Annotated in this window: 15 protein-coding genes; 9 read left to right on the plus strand and 6 right to left on the minus strand. The window is 63.8% G+C overall.

Annotation, left to right across the window (positions count from 1 at the left end):
• Nucleotides 1–93 precede the first annotated feature (93 nt).
• The gene (locus LPA34_RS21930; protein WP_228982173.1) at nt 94–843 is read right to left on the minus strand and encodes an SDR family oxidoreductase; all 750 of its coding nucleotides are present in this window, start codon (nt 841–843) and stop codon (nt 94–96) included.
• Between LPA34_RS21930 and LPA34_RS21935 the strand changes: the two genes are divergently transcribed.
• Nucleotides 842–1192 (plus strand): hypothetical protein, encoded by a 351-nt coding sequence (locus tag LPA34_RS21935; protein ID WP_228982175.1) that lies wholly within the window; start codon nt 842–844, stop codon nt 1190–1192. The two genes, LPA34_RS21930 and LPA34_RS21935, sit on opposite strands and share 2 nt — an antisense overlap.
• Nucleotides 1189–1665 carry a VOC family protein gene (locus LPA34_RS21940; protein WP_228982177.1) on the plus strand — a complete coding sequence of 159 codons (477 nt, stop codon included), beginning with the start codon at nt 1189–1191 and terminating at the stop codon, nt 1663–1665. The genes LPA34_RS21935 and LPA34_RS21940 overlap by 4 nt, the downstream gene beginning before the upstream one ends.
• 23 nt (nt 1666–1688) lie before the next feature.
• Here LPA34_RS21940 and LPA34_RS21945 read toward each other — a convergent pair whose 3' ends face one another.
• The 3 genes from LPA34_RS21945 to LPA34_RS21955 form a co-directional block, all read right to left on the minus strand.
• Entirely contained in the window at nt 1689–4511 is a 2823-nt protein-coding gene (locus tag LPA34_RS21945; RefSeq protein WP_228982179.1) for a bifunctional diguanylate cyclase/phosphodiesterase, read from the minus strand.
• A gap of 340 nt (nt 4512–4851) precedes the next feature.
• Nucleotides 4852–5058, minus strand: a complete 207-nt coding sequence (locus tag LPA34_RS21950) for a hypothetical protein (protein WP_228982181.1) — start codon at nt 5056–5058, stop codon at nt 4852–4854.
• 199 nt (nt 5059–5257) lie between these two features.
• Nucleotides 5258–5824, minus strand: a complete 567-nt coding sequence (locus LPA34_RS21955; protein ID WP_228982183.1) for a YbhB/YbcL family Raf kinase inhibitor-like protein — start codon at nt 5822–5824, stop codon at nt 5258–5260.
• Nucleotides 5825–6023: 199 nt separating this feature from the next.
• On the opposite strand from LPA34_RS21955, the gene LPA34_RS21960 reads away from it, so the two are divergent.
• Nucleotides 6024–7019, plus strand: coding sequence for an aldo/keto reductase (locus tag LPA34_RS21960; protein ID WP_228982187.1), 996 nt, complete (start codon nt 6024–6026; stop codon nt 7017–7019).
• Between the two features lie 81 nt (nt 7020–7100).
• Here LPA34_RS21960 and LPA34_RS27010 read toward each other — a convergent pair whose 3' ends face one another.
• Nucleotides 7101–7511, minus strand: a complete 411-nt coding sequence (locus LPA34_RS27010; RefSeq protein WP_228982188.1) for a rubredoxin — start codon at nt 7509–7511, stop codon at nt 7101–7103.
• A gap of 15 nt (nt 7512–7526) precedes the next feature.
• Nucleotides 7527–7652 carry a hypothetical protein gene (locus LPA34_RS26900; RefSeq protein ID WP_267478097.1) on the minus strand — a complete coding sequence of 42 codons (126 nt, stop codon included), beginning with the start codon at nt 7650–7652 and terminating at the stop codon, nt 7527–7529.
• Between the two features lie 209 nt (nt 7653–7861).
• Between LPA34_RS26900 and LPA34_RS21970 the strand changes: the two genes are divergently transcribed.
• The 6 genes from LPA34_RS21970 (at nt 7862) to LPA34_RS21995 (ending at nt 15716) form a co-directional block, all read left to right on the plus strand.
• A complete protein-coding gene (locus tag LPA34_RS21970; protein WP_228982189.1) occupies nt 7862–8917 on the plus strand; it encodes an NAD(P)/FAD-dependent oxidoreductase in 1056 nt (351 codons plus the stop codon).
• 99 nt (nt 8918–9016) lie between these two features.
• A complete protein-coding gene (locus tag LPA34_RS21975; protein ID WP_228982194.1) occupies nt 9017–9454 on the plus strand; it encodes a MarR family winged helix-turn-helix transcriptional regulator in 438 nt (145 codons plus the stop codon).
• A gap of 39 nt (nt 9455–9493) precedes the next feature.
• The gene (locus tag LPA34_RS21980) at nt 9494–11029 is read left to right on the plus strand and encodes an efflux transporter outer membrane subunit (protein ID WP_228982196.1); all 1536 of its coding nucleotides are present in this window, start codon (nt 9494–9496) and stop codon (nt 11027–11029) included.
• Between the two features lie 45 nt (nt 11030–11074).
• Nucleotides 11075–12325, plus strand: coding sequence for an HlyD family secretion protein (locus LPA34_RS21985; RefSeq protein WP_228982198.1), 1251 nt, complete (start codon nt 11075–11077; stop codon nt 12323–12325).
• A gap of 91 nt (nt 12326–12416) precedes the next feature.
• Nucleotides 12417–13979, plus strand: a complete 1563-nt coding sequence (locus tag LPA34_RS21990) for a DHA2 family efflux MFS transporter permease subunit (RefSeq protein ID WP_228982200.1) — start codon at nt 12417–12419, stop codon at nt 13977–13979.
• Nucleotides 13980–14111: 132 nt separating this feature from the next.
• Nucleotides 14112–15716, plus strand: a complete 1605-nt coding sequence (locus LPA34_RS21995; protein WP_228982203.1) for a Fic family protein — start codon at nt 14112–14114, stop codon at nt 15714–15716.
• The last annotated feature ends 27 nt before the right edge of the window (nt 15717–15743 follow it).

Below are 15743 nucleotides of genomic sequence, written 5' to 3' on the forward strand. Positions count from 1 at the left end.
GGACTGATCGTGTCGTCCTGTGCTATTCGTCAGGGCAGATGGAGTGCCGACGCTGCGTTGCAAGCCGGCCGTGACGGCCGGCCTGCCGCGGGTTTAAAGCTGGCTCATGCCGCCATCGATCACGATTTCGGTACCGACGATAAACGCCGATTCGCTCGACGAGAGATGCAGTACCGTCGCGGCGATTTCCGCCGTCGTACCGAAGCGGCCGAGCGGCACCTGGCTCCTGATCTGTTCCGCCGTGCTGGCGAGCGCTTCGGCGTCGAACCCGAGCTTGCCGTGGAGCGGCGTGGCGATCGGGCCCGGGCTGATCACGTTCACGCGCGCGCCACGCGGCAGCAGTTCGGCCGAAAGCGTTTTCGCGAGCGAAATGATCGCGGCCTTGCTGGCCGCATAGACGGACGAGGCGGGCATGCCGATGTGCGCGTTGATCGAACCGTTCAGCACGATCGAGGCGCCGTGGTTCAGGTACGGCGTGAGCGCCTGAATCTGGAAGAAGGGGCCTTTGACGTTGACGTCGAACGTCTGGTCCCACATCGACTCCGCTACATCCGCGAGCGGCGCGAACCGGGCGATGCCCGCGTTGATGAACACTGCATCCAGCGTGATGTTTTCGGCCTTGATGCGCGCGGCCAGCTCCCGCGCGGCCGCGACCGAACCCGCGTCGTTGCGGATCGCGATTGCACCGGCGCCGAGCGTCGCCTGTGCTGCTTCGAGCGAGGCCGCATCGCGGCCGGTGATGACGACGCGTGCGCCTTCAGCGGCGAATGCCTGTGCGGTCGCGAGGCCCATGCCGCTGTTGCCGCCGGTGACGAGTACGGTCTTGCCTGTGAATCGGGTCATGATGTTTTCCTTGAAAGAGGAGGGTGTGAAGACATTGTTGTCTTCGGCGCCCGATTTGCCATGCGATGGTTTCGACGCAGACGTTCGATTTCTTCGAACGGGTTTAGCGTCGCAGGCCAGCGAGACGTTTTTGCCGGGCAAACCCTGCCGATGCGCAGCGCGCATCGCCGGCGGCACGATGGTGAACGACTGGCGCCACGCGCTGAGGGCGAACGGAACGGGCCGGCGGGCGGTCAAAAAAATTCCCGGGCGGTGTCGATTCGCAGGGCGGCCGCCCGTCGTGGAGAAGGAGGCGCAGCGCTTGTCATGGCCTCCTTACACCAACCCAAGGAAGGAGCCGCAACCATGACCACCCCCGTCAAACCCGTTCCGGAGGGAATGCATTCGATCACGCCGCATCTGATCTGCGCGGGCGCCGCCGACGCCATCGAGTTCTACAGGAAAGCGTTCAATGCCGTCGAGCTGGTGCGACTGCCCGGGCCGGACGGCAAGCTGATGCACGCGACCGTGCGGATCGGCGACGCCGTGCTCATGCTCGTCGATGAAGCACCCGACTATCACATGGTCGGGCCGAAAACGCTGAAAGGCACGCCGGTGACGATCCACCTGTACGTCGAGGACGCGGACGCCGTGATGCAGCAGGCCGCGGCAGCCGGCGCGACGATCACGATGCCCGCGGCCGACATGTTCTGGGGCGACCGCTACGGACAGCTCGAAGACCCGTTCGGGCACCGCTGGTCTGTTGCGACGCACAAGCGCGACGTCACGCCCGAGGAAATAAAAGACGCGATGAGCAGGATGGCGAGCGGTCAGGGCTGCTGAGCACGGGATCGTGTGCCGGGACGCTACTGCTCCACGGTGCGCCTTCCCGGCGCGAGCGGAGAGCGCATCAGATTGTCCAGCGACATCGGCCGCGCGAGGTGATAGCCCTGCACCTGCGATGCGCCGATGCCGCGCAGCACCGCGAGCGTCGCTTCGTCCTCGACACCTTCGGCGACGACGTCCAGTTCCAGCGATTCGGCCATCCGCACGATGGCGCGCACGATCGCGCGGCTACGCGCGCTCGACGTCAGTTCGAGCACGAACGACTTGTCGATTTTCAGGCCGCTGAAGTGGTATTGATGCACGTAGCTCAGCGACGAAAAACCGGTGCCGAAATCGTCCAGCACCACGGACATGCCGTTTTTCGCGAGCTTTTGCATCGTCGTGCGCGCCAGGTCCGGCTCGGCGATCAGCGCGCTCTCGGTCAATTCCAGCGAGATGCGCGACGGATGCACGTCATGACGGCCCAGTAGTTCGAGCACCTCGTCGGCGAATTCGGGGCGCGTGATGCTGTAGCTCGACAGGTTCACATGCACTGGCGGCCAGTCCGCGTGAGCGGCCTCGGCAAGGATCTCCGAGACGCGCGTGAGCATGTACATGTCGAGCCGTCCGAGCAGCTTCAGCCCTTCGACGGCCGGCAGAAAACGTCCCGGCGCCCAGATATCGCCGTTCGGCTGGCGCCAGCGGACCAGCGCTTCGAGCGCGACGAGCCGGCCCGTTTTCACATCGACGATCGGCTGGAAATACGGCAGCAGTTCGTCCTCGCGATTGAGCGCCTGGCGCAGCGCGCCTTCCGTTTCGATCTGGTCCGACAGCTCCCGGCGCAACGCCTGGTTGAACACCGCGAAGCTGTCGCGGCCGCGATTCTTCACACGATACATGGCGGTATCGGCGTCGCGCAGCAGATCGGTGGGCGCCGAATGAAAATTGCTGTCCGCGTCCACGATGCCGACGCTGCACGTCGAAAACACCACGTGTTCGCCGATGTTGAACGGCTCGTCGAACGCGGCGAGGATCCGTTCCGTCATCGCGAGCACCACCTGCAACGGCGCGCCTGGCACCATGACCGCGAATTCGTCGCCGCCGAGGCGCGCAAGCAGGTCGTCGCGGCGCATGCAGTCGCGCAGGCGCGCGGCCACCTGAACCAGCAGCGCGTCGCCGAAATGATGGCCGAGGCTGTCGTTGACGACCTTGAAGCGGTCGAGGTCGATAAACAGCACCGACAACGCCGCGCCTTCCGTGCAGTGCGCATGCCACGCGCTTTCGAGCCGTTGGCGCAGATGCGCGCGGTTCGGCAGGCCGGTCAGCGCGTCGTGAAAGTTTTCGTGCAGAAGCCGCGCGTTGGCGTCGTCGAGCTCGCGCGTGCGCTCATGCACGCGCGCCTCGAGTTCGAGATTCGCGGCCTGCTGCGCGGCGGCTGCGCGGCGGCGCGCGAGCGCCGTATCGATGTGACGCGACACAAATGTCAGCACTTCCTGATCGTGCGCGTCGTAGCGCACGCGCGGTGTATAGCTTTGCACGACGAGCACGCCGCACACCGTGTCGCGGTCGAAGAGCGGAATGCCGAGCCAGGATTGCAGCAGGATGTCTTCGTACTCGATTTCACCGCGCTCGACGAGCCGGATGGCGTCGTCCCGGTGGATCAGGCGGGGCACGGCCTGACGGATCAGATATTCGGTGAAACCGCGCTTGCCGCTGCGCGGCGCGGGCCAGTCGCGCACCTTTTCGTCGACGTAATACGGGAAAGTGACCTCACCGGTAAACGAATCGTAGAGTGCGATGTAGAAGTTGTGCGCGTATAGCAGGCCCCCGACGATCTCATGCAGGCTTCGAAAAAAATCGCCGATTTCGACGGACTGGCTCGACAGCCCGGTGATCTCGAAGAGCGCTGCCTGCAGATGCTCCGCGCGTTTGCGCTCGGCGATCTCGAGGCGCAGCGTGTCGTTCAGCTTCGAGAGTTCGGCGGTACGCACGGCGACCTGCTGTTCGAGATCGACGCGGTGCAGGATACGGTCGAGCGCCATCGCCACGTGGCGTGCGACGACCAGAAACAGCGCGCGGTCTTCGGCGGTATAGATGCGCGAAACGTCGTAGACCTGCATCGCCACCATGCCGATCACCTGGTCCGACGCGTTCTTGAGCGGCGCGCCCATCCAGAATTCCGGACGCCGCCCGACGCAACGAAAGTGGCCGGCGGCCTCGGCCGCGGCGATGCCCTCGGCGCCGATCAGAAGCGGCTGGCCGGTGGTGATCACGCGACCGGTGAGCGAAAGGCGTTCGGGATCGACGCGGTCCATGTGGCCGGGATCGACGGCATCCGTGTCGATCACGTCGACGTAGTACGGATACGTCACCATGCTCGTCGCCGGGTCGTACAGCGCGAGGTAGAAGTTCTCGGCGTCGATCAGCGTGCCGAGGCGCGCGTGAACGGCGTGCAGAAACGCCGTGCGGTCGCTGATCGAACTGGCGAGATAGGCGATGTCGTACAGCACGCGCTGCACGTTCTGCGCGCGCGCGAGCGCTTCGGCCTGCACTTCTTCGCCGATATGGCGGGCGAATTCCGTGAATGCAGGGTCGTCGGCGTGTTCGACACCGGTCAGCAGCCAGCCGAGCACGCCTTCACCCCGGCCGGTCGGTCGCGCGTGCCAGCGATGCGTCGCACAGGCAAGCGCAAGGTCGTCCTCGCCGATAAAGCGTGGCCACGCCTGCGACGTGCCGCCCGCACAGGCAAGGTGCAACTGCTCGCCCGCGCGGTACCAGGCCCACGCGCGGGTAATGCCGTTTTCCCGCGCCGCGCGAAGCAAACTTTCCCCCGACGGCTGCCGCTGGCTGGATGACGGCGACATGTTCCCCATGACTCAGCCCCTCGTCTTCCTGAATGTTTTCCCCGTTATCCTGCTATATCGACCGCGATGAAGGGGAACTTGAGGAAAATGTGTCAGCGAGATGAAGGCAAGCGAGGCGCGCGCGGGCTGGCGCGGGCCTGGCGGGCGGGCGGCGGATGGTTGAGCGAAGCCCGGCGGCGAGCCCGGTTTCGGCGCATCGAGGGGGCGGCTGGCGTGACGGGCATAACTGCGGGCATAACTGCGGGCATAACTGCGGGCATAACTGCGGGCATAACTGCGGGCGCAATCGTGGGTGCAGCCGCGCGTGCGGCTGCCGGCAAAACATTGTTTCCTGCCGCGCTCAATCCCAGATGTTCCGGAACGCGACGGCGGCGATCACCGGCATCGTCACCACGAGCGGGATGGCGAAAACGGGCACTTCGTTGAGGATCAGATAGGCGAGCCCCACGGCCAGCACAGCGAGCCCGACCAGTACGGTGAGGAAATTCAGCATCGCTTTGGAGGGCTGCTTTCTGCGTGGCCGTTCGCTGGTCGAATCGGTTTTCATGGCTCGCTCCATGTCATGCGCGCGTGTTCGCGGTGTCTGCCCTGCATCCGGCGGATTCTGTTTTTCTGGAACACTCACGGCACGTCAATTCGGGTTGGTCATCGATAAATTGTACGCGCTGGGCCTTTTATGGGTAGTGTCTTTTGCGCTAGTGGGGTCAAGACGCGTAAAGCCGCGCGGAGGCCATTTGCAGGCGCCGCTAGCGCCCATAGCGCAGCACGATGCTCGTGGCGGCCAGCACGTGGTCCTTCATCGCGGCGAGGAGCGCGTCGCGCGTGAGGCCGGCGGGCAGGGCATCGGGCGGCAGGTCGAGCGCCCAGACCTGCGCGATGTAGTGATGCGCGATCTCGCCCATCGGCGGGCACGGACCGTAGTAACCGGTGTGTCCCGTCCGGTTCGTGCCGCCGACGCTGACCGCGGGCGGCGTGCCCTCGCTGAGCGACGTCGTCGACGCCGGCATGCCGTACATCAGCCAGTGCACGACACCCAGACCTTTCGCGCCGTCGGGATCGAAAATCCCGACGGCAAAGCTCTTCGTGCCCGCGGGCGCGTTACGCCATTGCAGTGCCGGCGAGACGTTCTTGCCGCCGCAGTTCTGCGCGTCGGCGGCGTGGCTCGAATCGAGCGTCGCGCCGTCCATCGTGCCGGGCGACGACAGTTCGAACGCATTGGCCCATGCGCTCGTCGCCGGGAGCGCGAGCACGGCACAGAGCATGCTCGTGCGCAGCACGCGTCGGAGACTGTTTGAAGGCTTGCTTCGGGTCATGGCTGCCGTCCTGAATGAAAGATGAAAGGCGTGTGACGTTGCACGTGATGCGAACGGTAACAGTGCATGCTTTATTCCCCATCGCAAGGATTTCGTAACGCAGGGGAGGATGCCGCCACGCGCTCGCGGCTTAACGGCTATTCTTTTTCTTTTGCGCATCCGACGCGCCCCGCAACCTGCACATAAGGAGAGCCATGTCATGCAATATTGCAAATTCGGTCGCACAGGCCTGACTGTATCGCGCCTGTGCCTTGGCACGATGACGTTCGGCTTGCAGACCGAAGAAGATGTCGCGCACGGCATTCTCGATACGGCGAGTGAAGCGGGCGTCAATTTCATCGATACCGCCGACGTCTATCCGCTGGGCGGCGGCGAGCAGCAGGCTGGCCGCACGGAGGAAATCGTCGGCCGGTGGCTCAAGGGCCGGCGCGATCGCTACATTCTCGCGACCAAGGCGGTGGGCCAGGTCGGTCCGTCGTCGTGGGACCAGGGCGCCTCGCGCAAGCATCTGCTCGATGCGATCGATGCATCGCTGCGCCGGCTGGGCACGGATTACGTCGACCTGTACCAGCTGCATTCCGACGACGCCGAAACGCCGCTCGACGAAACGCTCGAAGCGCTCGACATCATCGTGCGTTCGGGCAAGGCGCGTTATGTGGGCGTGTCGAATTTTCTCGCGTACCGGCTGGCGCGGGCGCTGGGCCGCGCCGACGTGCTGCGCGTCGCGCGCTTCGTGTCGCTTCAGCCGCGTTACAACCTGCTGTTCCGGCAGATCGAGCGCGAGCTGCTGCCGCTTGCCGGTGAAGAAAATCTCGCGGTGATTCCGTACAACCCGCTCGCGGGCGGACTGCTCACGGGCAAGCATCGGCACGATGCGCCGCCGGCGGCAGGGCGCTTCACGAACACGGTGGGCAAGGCGGGTGCGATGTATCAGGAGCGTTACTGGCACAAGCGCGAATTCGAAACCATCGATACGCTGCGCGACATCGTCGCGCAAACCGGCGAATCGCTGACGAAGACATCGGTGGCCTGGGTGCTCGCGAATCCGCGCATCACGTCGGCGATCATCGGCGCGAGCCGGCCCGATCAACTGACCGACACGCTCGCCGCCGCCGATCTCACGCTCGATGCAACGCTCAAGGCGAAGCTCGACGATGCGACCGTCGAGTATCGCTGGGGTGATGCCGCGCGGTGAGCGGGAAGTGGCTTCTCTCGCGGTCCACGGTCGCGAGTCATGCCTGTGCGCATGCGCGATGTGCACAGGCGCAAATGGGCATCAGAACTCCACCAGCGCAAAGTCTTCCTTGCCCACATCGCAAAGCGGGCAGCGCCAGTCGTCGGGGATATCGGCCCAGCGCGTGCCGGGCGCGATGCCGTCGTCGGGTGCGCCTGCGGCTTCGTCATAGATCCAGCCGCAGATCACGCACACCCATTGCTTGAATTCATCAGCTGATGAAGCCTCGGGCTCCGTGTGCGTCGCCGCGCCCTGAACCGCGGGCGCTTCATCGAGGCTCACGACGAGCGGCGCAGCTGTTCCCGCTTCGCTCACCGCGAGCCGCGTCTGAAGCGCGTGCAGCAACTGCTGCGCTTCCTGTGCTGTCAGGTCGATCCAGTACGGGTCGCCCGCACCATCGTTGAGCCGCTCCGCAGAAAACTGGATTTCGACCGCTACGCCTTTTTTGTACATGGCTGTGGGGTGCGCTTACTGGATCAGCGCATTCGCCAGCAGGGAACCGATGATGCCGACGGCCGCCATGATGCCGAGAATCTGCATGAGCGTGAGGGATTTACGGGAAGTCGAAGTGTTCGAGGAAGAAGGCGAAGTCACGTGCAGGTTCTTTTGAAGGACGAAAGCCCAACATTATCGACGATTTTGGCCGCCCGATTCCCAACTGGCTGTAGATGGTGCAATTCCTGAGCGTCGCTGGCCGCCGCACGGCCTTACCGGGCGTGGTGTCTTGGTTGCCTGTGGCAGGTCGCTTCTGTATGTTGGGCCCATCGGCGCGTGATCCGTGCGCCCGGCTACAGGAGTCCAGAATGAGTGTCGAAGTGAACGGCGCGGTGAGCGGCCCGCTGAGTACCGACGTGCTGATCGTCGGCGCGGGGCCGGTTGGCCTCTTTGCAGCGTTCGAAGCAGGTGTCGTCGGCTTGTCGTGCCACATCGTCGACGGGCTGCCGCGCGTCGGCGGCCAGTGCATCGAGCTGTATCCCGACAAGCCGATCTACGACATTCCGGCGATTCCTTCATGTACGGCGCGCGAGCTGGTCGATCGTCTGATGGAGCAGATCCGTCCGTTCGATGTGCCGGTTCATCTCGACGAACGCGTCGAAACCGTCGAGCAGCGCGAGGACCGGCGCTGGACCGTCACGACGCATCGCGGGCGTGTCTTCGATGTCGCCGCGATCATGCTCGCCGCCGGCAACGGCGCGTTCGTGCCACAGCGCATCGCGCTCGATGAAGCCACGCCGCTCGAAGGGCGTCACGTGCATTACAGCGTGCCGGATATCGCGAAGTTTGCCGGCCGCACCGTGGTCGTCGCCGGCGGCGGCGATTCGGCGCTCGACTGGGCGCTGGCGCTGCGCGGTGTCGCGCGGCGCGTCACGCTGGTTCACCGACGCAACGGCTTCAGCGCGGCTGCATCGAGCGTCGAGCAGATGCAGCGGGCCGTCGAGGCCGGCGAAATGGACTTCATGGTCGGTGCGATCGGTGCGCTGAACGCGCCGGGCGGCACGCTCGAATCGATCGAGGTGAAGCAGATCGGCGGCGCGGCGCAACTGGAGGCCGAACACGTGATCGCACTGTACGGGCTCGTCGCCGACCTCGGGCCGATTGCGAACTGGGGCATCGCGGGCGTGGCGGGAAAGCTGACCGTCGACACGTCGAATTACGAAACGTCGCGCCCCGGTATCTTTGCCGTCGGCGATGTGGCGAACTATCCGAACAAGCAGAAGCTCATTCTGTCGGGCTTTCACGAGGCGTCGCTCGCACTGCGCAAGGCGTACACGTACGCGTATCCGGACAAAAAACGCGTCCACGTCCACTCGAGCTACGACACGAAACTCGCCGAAAAGGTCGCCGCGACGGCCACTTAGGACAGGCGCGCCGCGCCGTCCACCCCCGTTGTTACAATTTTATTTTGACAGTATCTGATTTTGCAGATATTGTTCTTTTCAACAACGGAGGTGGCGGTAATGGATCACTACACGAAAGAGGGTTTTACGCTGACGCATAGCATTGGTTTCGCGATCAACAAGGCGCGTAACCTGCTGGTCAACGAGATGGACGCCGCGTTGAAGGAACTCGACATCACGAGCCAGCAAATGGGTATCCTGCTCGCGATGAAGCGGGGCACCGCCACCACGCCGTTCGAATTATCGAAGCTGCTCGGCATCGATACCGGCTTGATGACACGCATGCTCGACAAGCTGGAAGTGAAGCAGTTTCTGGGACGCTCGCGCAGTCTCGAAGACCGTCGTGTCGTCAATCTGACGCTCACGAAAAAAGGCGAGGCCACTGCTGCGCGAATTCCCGAAATCGCGCCCGCCGTGCTGAACAACCGCCTGAAAGCGTTCACGAAGGCTGAGTTCAAGGAAATGCAGCGTCTGCTGCTGAAATTCATCGCCGACTGAGCGGCATTTTTTTTGTTCATATATCTGACAGGTCAGAAAATGAAAGAACAGCCAAATCGCAACGTAGCCATGACGCGCATCGTGAAGGTCGGCGTGAGCGTGATTTTCGCCGCGGTGCTGTCGGCGTGCGCGAACTACGCGGGCATTCACAGCGACAAGGACATGGCGCAGCCGCAAGCCTTCGCGACCGCGCGAAGCCTGCCGGCTGAAGCGGGACACTGGCCGTCAGCCGGTTGGGCCGACCAGTTCGGCGATGCGCAGCTGAAGATGCTGATTATCGAAGCGCTGAAGGGCAGCCCGACGCTTGAACAGGCGCGTGCCCGCGTCGCGGCGGCTTCGGCGTATAGCGAAACGGCGAAGGCGAACACGCTGCCGCAGGTGGGCGCGACGTATTCGTACACGCGCCAGCAGTATTCGGGGACGGCGCTCGTGCCGCCGCCGGTGGCCGGTTCCTGGCAATCGGAGAACAAGGGCCTGCTGAACGCTTCGTACGATCTGGACCTGTGGGGCAAGAACCGCGAAGCGCTGAAGGCGTCGACCTCCGAAGTGCAGGCAAGCGTTGCCGATGCCGAAGTCGTGCGCCTCACGCTGACCTCATCGATTGCACGCTCGTACAACCAGCTCGCGCGCCTTTATGTGCTGCGCGACATCGCCCAGCAGGAGATCGATCAGCGCACGCAGATCGATCGCATTACGGCAGACCGGATCGCGACGGGCCTCGACACGGAAGTCGAGCGCAAGACGGCGCTGGCGAACCTCGCGACGAGCCGCGCGGCACTGACCGCGATCGACGGCAACATCGTCACGACGCGCTACCAGATCGCCGCACTGCTCGGTGCCGGTCCGGACCGTGGCCTTGCGATTGCCCGCCCGACGCCCGGTGTCGGCGACGACGTGAACCTGCCGGACAACCTGCCGGCCGACCTCGTGAGCCGTCGCCCGGATCTGACCGCCGCCCGCTGGCGCGTCGATGCCATCACGCACGAAGTGAAGTCCGCGAAGGCCGAGTTCTATCCGGACATCAACCTGTCCGCCGCGATCGGCCTCGATGCGTTCGGCTTCGGCCGCTTCCTGACGGCGGCAAGCCGCACCGTGTCGGCGGGCCCGGCGATCCATCTGCCGATCTTCGACGGCGGTCAGCTGCGCGCGCAGTTGAAGGGCCGCTACGCCGACTTCGACTACGCGGTCGCCACCTATAACCAGACGCTCGTCACCGCGCTCTCGGAAGTCGCGACGCAACTCGCCGAAGTCCGCTCGACCGATGCGCAGCTTGTCGATGCGCAGATCGCCCAGGACAACGCGCGCCGCGCCGATCAGCTCGCGCTCACGCAGTACAAGGCCGGGCTCACGAACCAGCTGACGGTGCTCAACGCCGACATGAACGCGCTCGCCGCCGATCAGGCCGTCGCGAACCTCAAGATGAGCCGTCGCGACCAGCAGATCGCACTCGCCGTCGCGCTGGGCGGCGGCTACACCGACACGTCATCCGATGCAGCCAGCGCCGCCAATACAGCCGGCAGCACGACCAGCACGGCATTCGTAGCTCAGGCCACCGTCACTGCCACCGCCCAATAACGGCCACCGCGCGACACGTTCACGAAACCAGTCAGGAGAATCAACATGAGCGACACGATCACAACCGGCCGGAAGACGGCGGAAGACCAACCGGAACAGGCTAGCGTGGAGAGCCCGGGCAAGCGCAAGCTGATGCTCTCGCTGCTCGCCGCCGCGATCGCGGTGTCGGGCGCGGGGTGGGGCGCGTACTACTACACCGTCGGACGCTTTCATGAATCGACGGACGACGCCTACGTCAGCGGCAACCTCGTGCAACTCACGCCGCAGGTTAGCGGCACGGTCGTCGCGGTCAATGCCGACGACACGCAGATCGTGAAGCAGGGCGACCCGGTTGTCACGCTCGACGACGCCGATGCGAAAGTCGCGCTGGGCAACGCGGAAGCCGTGCTCGGCCAGACCGTGCGTCAGGTGAGTGGCCTTTACGTCAACAACGACTTCTATGCCGCAACGGTCGCCCAGCGCGCCGCCGATCTCGCCCGCGCCGAAGACGACCTGAAGCGCCGTCAGGCCGTGGCCGGCACGGGCGCGGTATCCGGTGAAGACATCGCCCATGCCCGCGATGCCGTGAACGCCGCGCAGGCCGCGCTCGACGCCGCCCGCCAGCAGGCCGAAGCGAACCACGCGCTCACCGACCACACGTCGATCGAACAGCATCCGAACGTGCAGGCCGCCGCTTCGAAGGTGCGCGACGCGTACCTCAACTACGCACGCAACACGCTGCCGGCGCCGGTCACGGGCTACGTCGCGCGCCGCTCGGTGCAGGTCGGCCAGCGCGTGGCGCCTGGCACGCCGCTGATGGCAATCGTGCCGCTGAACGGCGTGTGGGTCGACGCGAACTTCAAGGAAGTGCAACTGAAGCACATGCGCATCGGCCAGCCGGTGACGCTGACCGCCGACGCCTACGGTTCGAAGGTGAAGTATCACGGCCGCGTAGTGGGTTTCTCCGCCGGCACGGGCGCCGCGTTCGCCGTGTTGCCCGCGCAGAACGCGACCGGCAACTGGATCAAGGTCGTGCAACGTCTGCCGGCGCGGATCCAGCTCGATCAGGCGGAACTGACCGCGCATCCGCTTCGCATCGGCCTTTCGATGGACGTCGAAGTCGATACGCACGACGAAACCGGCACGCAACTCGGCGCGGCGCAGAACACGTCGTACCGCACGGATGTGTTCGCTGAATACGGCGCACAGGCCGACGCGGAAATCGCCCGGATCATCGCGCGGAACATGCCGGCCGGTCGCGCGGTTGCGGCAGCCGCAACCGTCCCCTCGTCTGCGTCAAAGCGCAAGGCCGGCTAATCTCAGCTACCCATTTTTTTTGCTGCAAATATCTGACAGGTCAGAAGCAATCGCTAATTTCTGACTGACAGGCTCCCAGACTGGTGACGACATGAATCCCTCGACGCATTCCGCCGCGCTCCCGCCCCTGACCGGTGGCAAGCTCGTTCTCGCGACCCTTGCCGTGGCGCTGGCCACGTTCATGAACGTGCTCGATTCATCGATCGCGAATGTGGCGATTCCGACGATCTCCGGCAACCTCGGCGTTTCGGTCGACGAAGGCACGTGGGTCATTACGCTCTTCGCCGCCGCGAATGCGATCGCGATTCCGCTGACCGGCTGGCTCACGCAACGCGTCGGGCAGATCAGGCTGTTCGTGTGGGCGATCCTGCTTTTCGTGATGTCGTCGTGGCTGTGCGGCATCGCGCCGACGCTGCCGGTCCTCCTCGGCGCGCGGATTCTGCAAGGCGCGGTGGCGGGTCCGCTGATTCCGCTGTCGCAGGCGATCCTGCTCGGCTCGTATCCGAAGGAAAAGAGCTCGCACGCGCTCGCCTTGTGGGCGATGACGGCAACCGTCGGCCCGATCGCAGGCCCCGCGCTCGGCGGCTGGATCACGGACAGCTACTCGTGGTCGTGGATTTTCTATATCAACATTCCGGTGGGTATTTTCGCGGCCGGCGTGACGTGGTTCATCTACCGCACCCGCGAAACGCCGACGCGCAAGCTGCCCATCGACAAGGTCGGACTGCTTTCGCTGATCGCATGGGTCGGCTCGCTGCAGATCATGCTCGACAAGGGCAAGGACCTCGACTGGTTCCATTCGCCGGTGATCGTCGCGCTGACGGTGTTTGCCGTCGTCAGCTTCGCGTTCTTCGTGATCTGGGAGTTGACGGAGAAGAATCCGATCGTCGACATCAAGCTCTTCAAGGGGCGTAATTTCCTCGGCGGCACGGTGGCGATTTCGGTGGCGTATGGGGTGTTCTTCTCGAACCTCGTGATCCTGCCGCAATGGATGCAGGGTTATCTGAACTATCGCTCGGTCGACGCAGGTCTCGTGACGGCGCCGCTCGGCATCTTCGCGGTGATTCTCGCGCCGGTGATGGCGAAGATCATGCCGAAGTCCGATGCGCGGGTACTCGCCACGCTGGCGTTTCTCGGCTTCGCCGCGGTGTTCTTCATGCGCTCGCATTACACGACCGGTGTCGATACGTTCACCCTGGTGCTGCCGACGCTGTTGCAGGGCATTCCGACGGCGCTCTTCTTCGTGCCGCTCACCGCGATCATCCTGTCCGGTCTGCCGCAGGACAGGATTCCGGCCGCGGCGGGCCTGTCGAACTTCGTGCGCGTGTTCGCGGGCGCCGTGGGCACTTCGCTGGTGACGACGGGCTGGAACAACCGCACGATCCTGCATCACGCGCAACTGGTCGAACAGACGAGCGTGAACAACCCGAACTTCACGGGCGCAATCGATTCACTGCAAGGCGTACTGGGTGGCAGCAGCGCGCAGACGATGGCGTTCTTCGAGCGTTCGCTGAACACGCAGGCGGCGATGCTGGGGCTGAACGATATCTTCTGGCTGTCCGCGGTGATCTTTATCATCATCGTGCCGCTCATCTGGGTGACGAAGCCCGGCAACGCCGGCGGCGCGGCAGCGGCGGGAGCAGGCGGTCATTGAAACAACGCGGCGCCAGCTGGTGTGCGACAGAATAATAGTGATATTGAATGACAAAAAAATAGTGATATTGAATGTCGAAATTCTAGTGATATCATGAAGCGTAAAAATAGTGAATTTACGTGAGCGAACAAAATGGCGGCACCCAACGAAAAACTGGCGGACTCTCTGAGGGTACTCAAGGCGTTGCAGGACCAGGGCTTCCGGGTCTTCCAACCGTCGGCCATGCCCTCGCTCACTCGCACTCACCGGGAACGACTGGTCAAGGCCGGGTTCCTGAAGCAGGTCATCCAGGGATGGTATCTCGCGAACAATCCAGAGGATGCTGACGGCGATTCGACACACTGGTACGCCAACATGGAGGTCTTTGTCGCGGCGTACGCCAACTCGCGCTTCGATGGCGACTGGCAACTCAGTGCAGAACTATCAGTTCTGAAGCACAGCGGTCATACCAGCATTGCGAAACAGCTACAGCTGCAGTCACCGAAAGCCAACAACCAGCTGCAGGGACTACCACATGGCTGCTCCCTGTTTCTCTACCGTATTTCGGAACCGCAACTCGCCACCTCGCGAGCCCCGGCCGCTAGTGGACTACTACTTATGCCGTTGCCTGACGCGCTGATTCGCGTCAACCCGACGTTTTTTACCCAGCATGAGATGGCCGCCCAGATTGCGATGCGGCAAGTCGACATCTCGCTGCTCATCGCACGCCTGCTCGAGGGCGGGCACAGTCAGGTTGCTGGCCGGCTGGCCGGCGCGCTCAGGGCCGCAGGGCGCGCGGCCGACGCAAACCAGTTGCTCACCACCATGAAGGCCGCTATGTACACGACAACGGAGAACAATCCGTTCGAGCGGCCTCTTGCGCAAATTAGCGGACGACGCAACGAATCTCCCTACGTTCTGCGCATCAATGCGATGTGGTCAACGATGCGCGAGACTGTCCTCAAGCGGTTTGAGAACGTTCCGATGCGGGAATTACCCGATGCGGACAGCCTGCTCGCCGACATCGCCGCCCGCTACGTCGCGGACGCATACCATTCGCTGTCCATCGAAGGTTACCGGGTCAGCGCGGAGCTGATAGAAAAGGCCCGTAATGGCCATTGGAGCCCGCTCACGCATCCGGGAGACCGGCAGACCAGAGACGCCATGGCAGCAAAGGGTTACGCGGAAACGCACAGCCACGTCAAGGCGCTCATCGGCCGCGTGATGAAAGAAGGGCTGAAACCGGCGGGAGCCTTTAGCGCCGACTTCTTTCAATGGTATGTGACGCTTTTTTCGCCCAGTGTGCAGGCCGGTATTCTCAATGCAGGAGACCTGGCCGGTTTTCGCAACAATCAGGTTTTCATCCGTAATGCCCTTCACGTGCCGCCCTCTCCGGAGGCCGTACGGGAATGCATGCCAGCTTTGATGGACCTGCTGGAAAACGAAGACCACCCCGGCGTCAGAGCCGTGCTGGGCCACTTCATTTTCGTTTTCATTCACCCGTACATGGACGGTAACGGGCGGTTGTCACGATTCATCATGAACTTCATGCTGACCACGGGCGGCTACCCATGGACAATCGTGACCGTCCAGTCGCGCAAGGCTTACCTGGACGCGCTCGAACAGGCCAGCACCTTTGGGAATATCGAACCGTTCGCCGACCTGCTTTGCAATCTGATATCAGAGCAGGCAGCGACTCCCGTCGAGCGTATTACCCAGCGTCCGGAAGCGGGCAACTGGACAGCGCCTCCGCTCTGACGACCTCTTCGTATGAAGCGCTTTTCA

The sequence above is a fragment of the Paraburkholderia gardini genome (genome assembly GCF_907164575.1).
Lineage (GTDB): Bacteria > Pseudomonadota > Gammaproteobacteria > Burkholderiales > Burkholderiaceae > Paraburkholderia > Paraburkholderia gardini.

What these genes read in the sequence shown, in the direction of transcription:
- LPA34_RS21935 (WP_228982175.1), top strand. Translation starts at nt 842, where the DNA reads ATGATGTTTTCCTTGAAAGAGGAGGGTGTGAAGACATTGTTGTCTTCG.
- LPA34_RS21930 (WP_228982173.1), bottom strand. Translation starts at nt 843, where the DNA reads ATGACCCGATTCACAGGCAAGACCGTACTCGTCACCGGCGGCAACAGC.
- LPA34_RS21940 (WP_228982177.1), top strand. Translation starts at nt 1,189, where the DNA reads ATGACCACCCCCGTCAAACCCGTTCCGGAGGGAATGCATTCGATCACG.
- LPA34_RS21945 (WP_228982179.1), bottom strand. Translation starts at nt 4,511, where the DNA reads ATGTCGCCGTCATCCAGCCAGCGGCAGCCGTCGGGGGAAAGTTTGCTT.
- LPA34_RS21950 (WP_228982181.1), bottom strand. Translation starts at nt 5,058, where the DNA reads ATGAAAACCGATTCGACCAGCGAACGGCCACGCAGAAAGCAGCCCTCC.
- LPA34_RS21955 (WP_228982183.1), bottom strand. Translation starts at nt 5,824, where the DNA reads ATGACCCGAAGCAAGCCTTCAAACAGTCTCCGACGCGTGCTGCGCACG.
- LPA34_RS21960 (WP_228982187.1), top strand. Translation starts at nt 6,024, where the DNA reads ATGCAATATTGCAAATTCGGTCGCACAGGCCTGACTGTATCGCGCCTG.
- LPA34_RS27010 (WP_228982188.1), bottom strand. Translation starts at nt 7,511, where the DNA reads ATGTACAAAAAAGGCGTAGCGGTCGAAATCCAGTTTTCTGCGGAGCGG.
- LPA34_RS21970 (WP_228982189.1), top strand. Translation starts at nt 7,862, where the DNA reads ATGAGTGTCGAAGTGAACGGCGCGGTGAGCGGCCCGCTGAGTACCGAC.
- LPA34_RS21975 (WP_228982194.1), top strand. Translation starts at nt 9,017, where the DNA reads ATGGATCACTACACGAAAGAGGGTTTTACGCTGACGCATAGCATTGGT.
- LPA34_RS21980 (WP_228982196.1), top strand. Translation starts at nt 9,494, where the DNA reads ATGAAAGAACAGCCAAATCGCAACGTAGCCATGACGCGCATCGTGAAG.
- LPA34_RS21985 (WP_228982198.1), top strand. Translation starts at nt 11,075, where the DNA reads ATGAGCGACACGATCACAACCGGCCGGAAGACGGCGGAAGACCAACCG.
- LPA34_RS21990 (WP_228982200.1), top strand. Translation starts at nt 12,417, where the DNA reads ATGAATCCCTCGACGCATTCCGCCGCGCTCCCGCCCCTGACCGGTGGC.
- LPA34_RS21995 (WP_228982203.1), top strand. Translation starts at nt 14,112, where the DNA reads ATGGCGGCACCCAACGAAAAACTGGCGGACTCTCTGAGGGTACTCAAG.